This is a genomic window from Sphingomonas sp. CCH15-F11 (assembly GCF_001557005.1).
Classification (GTDB): Bacteria; Pseudomonadota; Alphaproteobacteria; order Sphingomonadales; family Sphingomonadaceae; genus Sphingomonas.
Genome location: NZ_LSKG01000148.1, coordinates 1 through 6,156 on the forward strand (window position 1 = coordinate 1; position 6,156 = coordinate 6,156).

Below are 6,156 nucleotides of genomic sequence, written 5' to 3' on the forward strand. Positions count from 1 at the left end.
GGCTGGGGCGGGGCGGCCGGCACCATCGCCTGGGTCGACCCGAAGAATCGGGTGCGCGGCACCGCGATGGTCAATTATTTTCCCGACGACAAATGGCCGCTGCGCACGGATGTGACCCGCGCGGTGTATCGCGATCTCGCGCCGGCGAAGTAACCTGTGACCGGCTTCACCGGCGGCTGGCTCGACCGGGCCGATCGCATCCGTCACGACCAGGCCGCGTTGACCGCGGCGTTCAGCGACCCGCGCGCGCGGCTGCTGCGGCTCGACGCGCTCGATCCCCAGCTGGATGCGGACGGGCGGCTGGTGTGGGGGGCGCTGACCGATGCGCCCGACGACGCCGATTTCCTGTTCCTCGGTTTTCGTGGGCAGGTGCCGCATTTTGCCGCGCTGATTCCCGGCACGAGTCCGCCGGCCGGCCGGTCGCCCGCCCTGTTCCAGATGCTGGGGTTGATGCCCGATGCCGAGGCCGCGACCTATGCCTGCGCGCGCAGCCTGGTCGACTGGCATTTGCGCCACGGTTTCTGCGCCAATTGCGGCCATGCCACGACGATCTTCCGCGCCGGATGGGCACGGCGGTGCGGCCATTGTGGCGCGGAGCATTTCCCGCGCACCGACCCGGTCGTCATCATGCTGGCCGAACGCGGCGACCGCGTCGTGCTGGGCCGCCAGCCCGTTTGGCCCGCCGGGCGCTATTCGGCCCTGGCCGGGTTCGTCGAGGTCGGCGAATCGATCGAGGAAGCGGTGGCGCGCGAGACGCTGGAGGAAGTCGGCATCGCGGTCACCGATATCCGCTACGTCGCCAGCCAGCCCTGGCCGTTCGCATCGTCGCTGATGATCGCCGCGATCGGCACCGCGCAGTCGGATGACATCGCGATCGACGCCCATGAGCTGGAGGACGCGCGCTGGTTCACGCGTGACGAGGTCCGCGCGGCGCTGGCCGGCGACCCGTCGGCGCCCTTCCTCGGCCCGCCGCGCTACGCGATCGCGCACACGCTGCTCAGCCATTGGGCGGGCCAAGGATAGGCAACCCAAAACTCTGTCTTCACGTCACCCCGGGCTTGACCCGGGGCCATGCTGCCTTGCCGCGGCGCTGTAAGCGGGACCCCGGGTCAAGCCCGGGGTGACGGCTCCTTACGTATTACGTACAAGCCGGATCCTTATCGATCCGCTGGCGCGATTGCTGACACGAATGTAAGCTCGGCCGATGCCCAGCCTGCCCAACCCCGTCGACCTGGCGATTCCGGCCTTCGTCCTGCTGGTGCTGGCGGAAATGTTCGTGGCGCGGTTGCGCGACCGCAGCCGCTATTGCCCGCGCGACACGCTGACTTCGCTCGCGCTTGGCTTGGGCAGTACCGTCGCGGGGCTGCTGACCGGCGGGCTGGTCGTCGCGATCGCCCTGTGGGTGTATCAGTTCCGCTGGCTCGACATTGGCTGGCAATGGTATTGGTTTGTCGTCGCCTTCGTGCTCGACGACCTGGCCTATTACGTGTTCCACCGCAGCGCCCACCGCGTCCGCTGGTTCTGGGCCAGCCATGTCATCCACCACAGCTCGCAGCACTACAACCTGTCGACCGCGCTTCGCCAGACCTGGACCGGGTTCATCTCCGCCGGTTTCATCTTCCGCCTGCCGCTGTTCCTGATCGGCTTTCCGCCAGCGATGGTGCTGTTCGTCGCGGGGCTCAACCTGGTCTATCAGTTCTGGATCCACACCGAAGTGATCGGGCGCATGCCTCGCTGGTTCGAAGCGGTGATGAACACGCCGTCGCATCATCGCGTCCATCACGCGACCAATCCGCGCTATCTCGACCGCAACTATGCCGGGGTCTTCATTATCTGGGACAAGATGTTCGGCACGTTCGAGCGCGAGCGCGACGACGATCGCCCGCGCTATGGCCTGATCCGCGATCTGGGCAGCTTCAATCTCATCTGGGCGGCGTTCCACGAATGGGTCGGGATCGCCCGCGATCTGTGGCATGCACCGGGCTGGCGTGCGCGGCTGGGCTATGCCTTCGGCCCGCCGGGATGGAGCCATGACGCCAGCCGCGCGACATCCGACAGCATCCGCGCGCGTTGGCTTGAAATAGAGCGGTGCCGGCCCTCTCCCCCACCCGGCCACCCATCAGGATACGCTCGTGGGTGGCCGGGTGGGGGAGAGGGCCGGCACCGCGACGTCGGCAAAGTCGACACCGAACAAAAAAACGAGGAGAGCGAAGCGTGGAGGAAGCCGACATCGTCGTCATCGGCGCCGGATCGGGCGGGAGCGCCGTCGCCGGCCGGCTGAGCGAGGATTCCCGCCTCAAGGTCGCGGTGCTCGAGGCCGGCGGGCGCAATGACAAGGCGCTGACGCTGATGCCGGCCATGCTTGCCAAGCAGACCGACAAGACCAACTGGAAATACGAAACCGTGCCCCAGCCGGGGCTTGGCGGGCGGCGGGGCTATCAGCCGCGCGGGCGGGGGCTTGGCGGATCGAGCGCGATCAACGCGATGCTCTATGTCCGCGGCAATGCCTGGGACTATGACAATTGGGCGGCGATGGGCTGTACCGGCTGGTCTCACGCCGACGTGCTCCCCTATTTCAAACGCGCCGAGCGCAACGTGCGTGGCGCGGATACCTGGCATGGCGACGACGGTCCGCTCTGGGTCAGCGAACAGGTTGCACCCCACCCCGCCAGCCGTGATTTCGTCGAGGCCGCCGCCCAGCTTCAGATTCCCGCCAATCCCGATTTCAACGGCGCGCGCCAGGACGGCGCGGGAATGTATCAGGTGACGCAGCGTGGCGGCGAGCGCTGGTCGTCGGCGCGCGCCTATCTCGACACCTCGCGCGCCAATCTCAACGTGCTGACCGGGTGCGTGGTCGAGCGGGTGCTGTTCGAGGACGGGCGCGCGTGCGGCGTCGCCTATCGGCGCGGTGGTCAGCGCCGGGTGATCCGGGCACGCGCGGGCGTGGTGCTCGCGGGCGGGGTGTTCGCGACGCCGCAGCTGCTCATGCTGTCGGGCATCGGTGAGGGCGCGCATCTTCGCGACAAGGGTGTGGAGGTCCACGTCGACCGGCCGGTGGTCGGCACCAACCTGCAGGACCATCTCGATTACACCGCGATCTACGAAAGCGCGGCGCCGGGGTTTCTGGGTCAGTCGCTGCTCGGCAATCTGCGCGCGCTTGGCGCAGTGATCGAATGGCACCGGCGGCGCACCGGCGCAATGACGACGCCCCTCGCCGAAAGTGGCGCGTTCGTTACGGTCGATCCGGCCGCACCCGCCCCCGACATCCAATATCATTTCGTCATCGCGCCGGTTGACGATCACGGCCGATCGGCCCGGCGCGGCCATGGCTATTCCTGTCATGCCTGCGTGTTGCGGCCCGAAAGCACGGGCACGGTGCGCCTCGCCTCGGGCGATGTCACCGACATGCCGGTGATCGACCCGGCCTTCCTTTCCGACCCGCGCGACCTCGACCTGCTGAAGCGCGGCGTGCGGTTGATGTACCGCATCATGGCGGTGCCGGCGATGACGGCGTGGGGCGGGCGCGAACGCTATCCGGTCGATCCCGACGACGATGCCGCGCTCGAAGCCGCGATCCGGGCGCGTTCGGACACCATCTATCACCCCGTCGGCACCGCGCGGATGGGCGCGGATGCGGATGCGGTTTGCGATCCGCAACTGCGCGTGCGTGGGGTGGACGGGCTGTGGGTGGCGGATGCGTCGATCATGCCCAAGCTGGTCAGCGGCAACACCAATGCGCCATCGATCATGATCGGCGAACGCTGCGCCGATTTCGTTCGCGCGCATCTGGCCGCGTGATAGGGTCGCGATCCCGGGGCTGACGGGCCGATGATAAAAAATGGCCCGGTGCTTTCACACCGGGCCAGGGGTCCGCAGGAGGAACTCGGGACCGGGGCGGGCGGCGGACACCGCCCGCCCCGGCAAACTCAGTAGTTATAGGCGCGCTCGCCATGTTCGTTGATGTCGAGACCCTCGACTTCGACGTCCTTGGTCGGGCGCAGGCCGATCGTATATTTGAGCGCGAGGAACAGCGCGGCGCTGACCACGCCGGTCCACACGATCGTCGTGCCGACCGCCCAGATCTGCGTCATGATCTGCGCGCCCATGTCATAGACGCCCGCCTTGGCGACCGGCGCGGTGTAGTCGATCCAGCCCTGTCCGCCGAAGTCGGGGTTGGCGACGATGCCGGTCCCGACCGCGCCGACGATGCCGCCCACCGCGTGGATGCCGAATACATCCAGCGTGTCGTCATATTTCAGCTTGTTCTTCACCGTGGTGACGAAGAAGAAGCAGACGACCGAGGCGACCGCGCCGAGCAGGATCGCGGTGCCGGGATGGGCAAAGCCCGCCGCCGGGGTGATCGCGACCAGACCGGCGACGACGCCCGAGGCCGCACCCAGCAGCGACGGCTTCTTGTGGACGATCTGTTCGATGATCGCCCAGGTCGCGCCCGCTGCCGCCGTGGCGGTGAAGGTGTTGATGAAGGCCAGCGCGCCGAACGCATTGGCTTCCAGGCCCGATCCGGCGTTGAAGCCGAACCAGCCGATCCACAGCAGCGACGCGCCGATCATCGTCATCACCAGGCTGTGCGGGGGCATCGGCTCGCTCTTGTAGCCAACGCGCGGGCCGATGATGATGCAGCCGATCAGACCGGCGACGCCCGCATTGATGTGCACCACGGTGCCACCGGCGAAGTCGAGCGCGCCCCAGCCCCACAGCAGCCCGCTGTCATCGGGGGCGGCGTGCAGGAAGTCCGGGCCCGCCCAGTACCAAACCATGTGCGCGATCGGGAAATAGGCGAGCGTCAGCCATGCGACCGTGAACAGGATCAGCGGCGTGAACTTCACCCGCTCGGCGAACGCGCCGACGATCAGCGCCGGCGTGATGCAGGCAAAGGTCATCTGAAAGATGACGAAGACATATTCGGGCAGGTAGACGCTGTTGGAGAAGGTCGCCGCCAGCGTGGTCGGATCGACGCCGGCCAGGAAAACCTTGGAAAAGCCGCCGACATATTTGTTCAGGTCGCCGCCATTGGTGAAGGCCATCGAATAGCCCCAGCTGAACCACACCATCGCGGCCACGCAGACGATCGTCAGCACCTGCATCAGCACGCTCAGCATGTTCTTGGTGCGCACCAGGCCGCCATAGAACAGCGCCAGCGCCGGCACCGACATCATCAGCACCAGTGCGGAGGCGACCAGCATCCAGGCGACATCGCCCTTGTTGACCATTTCGGCGGTCGGCGTGAACGGCGCCGCCGGTGCGGCCGCAGCCGCTTCCTGCGCCCAGGCGGGCAGGGCGGCGAACAGCGTTAGGCCGGCCGCGCCGGCATATTTCGTCAATTGCTTCATGGAACCCCCCTGGCTCACAGCGCGGTCTCGTTGGTTTCGCCGGTGCGGATGCGCACCGCCTGGCCGACGTCGAGGACGAAGATCTTGCCGTCACCGATCGCGCCGGTGTTGGCAGCGGCCTGGATCGCCTCCACCGCACGGCTGGCGAGATCGTCGGCACAGACCAGCTCGATCTTGATCTTGGGCACCATGTTGGTGCTGTACTCGGCGCCGCGATAGATTTCGGTCTGGCCCTTCTGGCGGCCGAACCCCTTGACCTCGGTGACGGTCATGCCCGCGACGCCGATCGCCATTAGGGCTTCGCGGACGTCATCGAGCTTGAACGGCTTGATGATGGCGATGACGAGTTTCATTCGACCCCCTTATCGTGCTCCCGTCGTGCTGCAGTGCAAAAGACATGCCAAGGCCCGTACGCCCGCGGTTCCGCGCTGGCCGGGGCGGTCGACACGTTACAAATGTGTTAAAATTGTGCAGCTGCTAAAGCGTGCTCAAAAACAAGGCAGTGCCGCGCGGCGTCAGCATGCCGCGACGATGCGGCGCGCGGCCATCATGTCATCGGCATCGATCATCACGCGCACCGGGATCAGCAGCGCGCTGCCATCGCCCAGGCTCATTTCGCCGTCGAACGTCACAGCCGGAATGCCTTCGGCCTCCAGCCGGCCGATGATGATATGCGCCTCCATGCGGTCATACCGCCCCAGTTCGGCCAGGCGGGGCGGTTCGTCGCCGGGGGGTGGTGCGGCGCGGCGGCCCAACGTCTCGATCCAGCGAATGATGCGGGGGATCAGCCCGGTCAACGCACCGG

The 6,156-nt window shown here is 67.1% G+C and carries 6 protein-coding genes; 3 read left to right on the forward strand and 3 right to left on the reverse strand.

All coding sequences use genetic code 11. The features are described 5' to 3' along the window. Window positions 1–156 precede the first annotated feature (156 nt). From nudC to AX709_RS15315, 3 genes are all read left to right on the forward strand, one after another. Window positions 157–1,023, forward strand: coding sequence for an NAD(+) diphosphatase (gene nudC, locus AX709_RS15305; RefSeq protein ID WP_066550616.1), 867 nt, complete (start codon window positions 157–159; stop codon window positions 1,021–1,023). A 181-nt stretch (window positions 1,024–1,204) separates the two neighbouring features. Beyond that, a complete protein-coding gene (locus AX709_RS15310) occupies window positions 1,205–2,281 on the forward strand; it encodes a sterol desaturase family protein (RefSeq protein WP_231727549.1) in 1,077 nt (358 codons plus the stop codon). After that, window positions 2,215–3,798, forward strand: coding sequence for a GMC family oxidoreductase (locus AX709_RS15315; RefSeq protein ID WP_066550617.1), 1,584 nt, complete (start codon window positions 2,215–2,217; stop codon window positions 3,796–3,798). Before AX709_RS15310 ends, AX709_RS15315 begins: the two co-directional genes overlap by 67 nt. 128 nt (window positions 3,799–3,926) lie before the next feature. Here the strand turns inward: AX709_RS15315 and AX709_RS15320 are convergent, their stop codons facing one another. The 3 genes from AX709_RS15320 to AX709_RS19520 all read right to left on the reverse strand — a co-directional run. Further along, on the reverse strand, window positions 3,927–5,351 hold the full coding sequence (locus AX709_RS15320) for an ammonium transporter (protein ID WP_066550618.1): 1,425 nt from the start codon (window positions 5,349–5,351) through the stop codon (window positions 3,927–3,929). Window positions 5,352–5,365: 14 nt separating this feature from the next. Continuing rightward, the gene (locus AX709_RS15325) at window positions 5,366–5,704 is read right to left on the reverse strand and encodes a P-II family nitrogen regulator (RefSeq protein WP_066483382.1); all 339 of its coding nucleotides are present in this window, start codon (window positions 5,702–5,704) and stop codon (window positions 5,366–5,368) included. A gap of 162 nt (window positions 5,705–5,866) precedes the next feature. Further along, the coding region (locus tag AX709_RS19520) for a putative signal transducing protein (RefSeq protein WP_331709722.1) at window positions 5,867–6,156 on the reverse strand (290 nt) is incomplete at its 5' end.

Bases quoted from the DNA above. Each gene is read 5' to 3' on its own strand.
- AX709_RS15310 (WP_231727549.1), top strand. From the start codon at position 1,205: ATGCCCAGCCTGCCCAACCCCGTCGACCTGGCGATTCCGGCCTTCGTC.
- AX709_RS15320 (WP_066550618.1), bottom strand. From the start codon at position 5,351: ATGAAGCAATTGACGAAATATGCCGGCGCGGCCGGCCTAACGCTGTTC.
- AX709_RS15325 (WP_066483382.1), bottom strand. From the start codon at position 5,704: ATGAAACTCGTCATCGCCATCATCAAGCCGTTCAAGCTCGATGACGTC.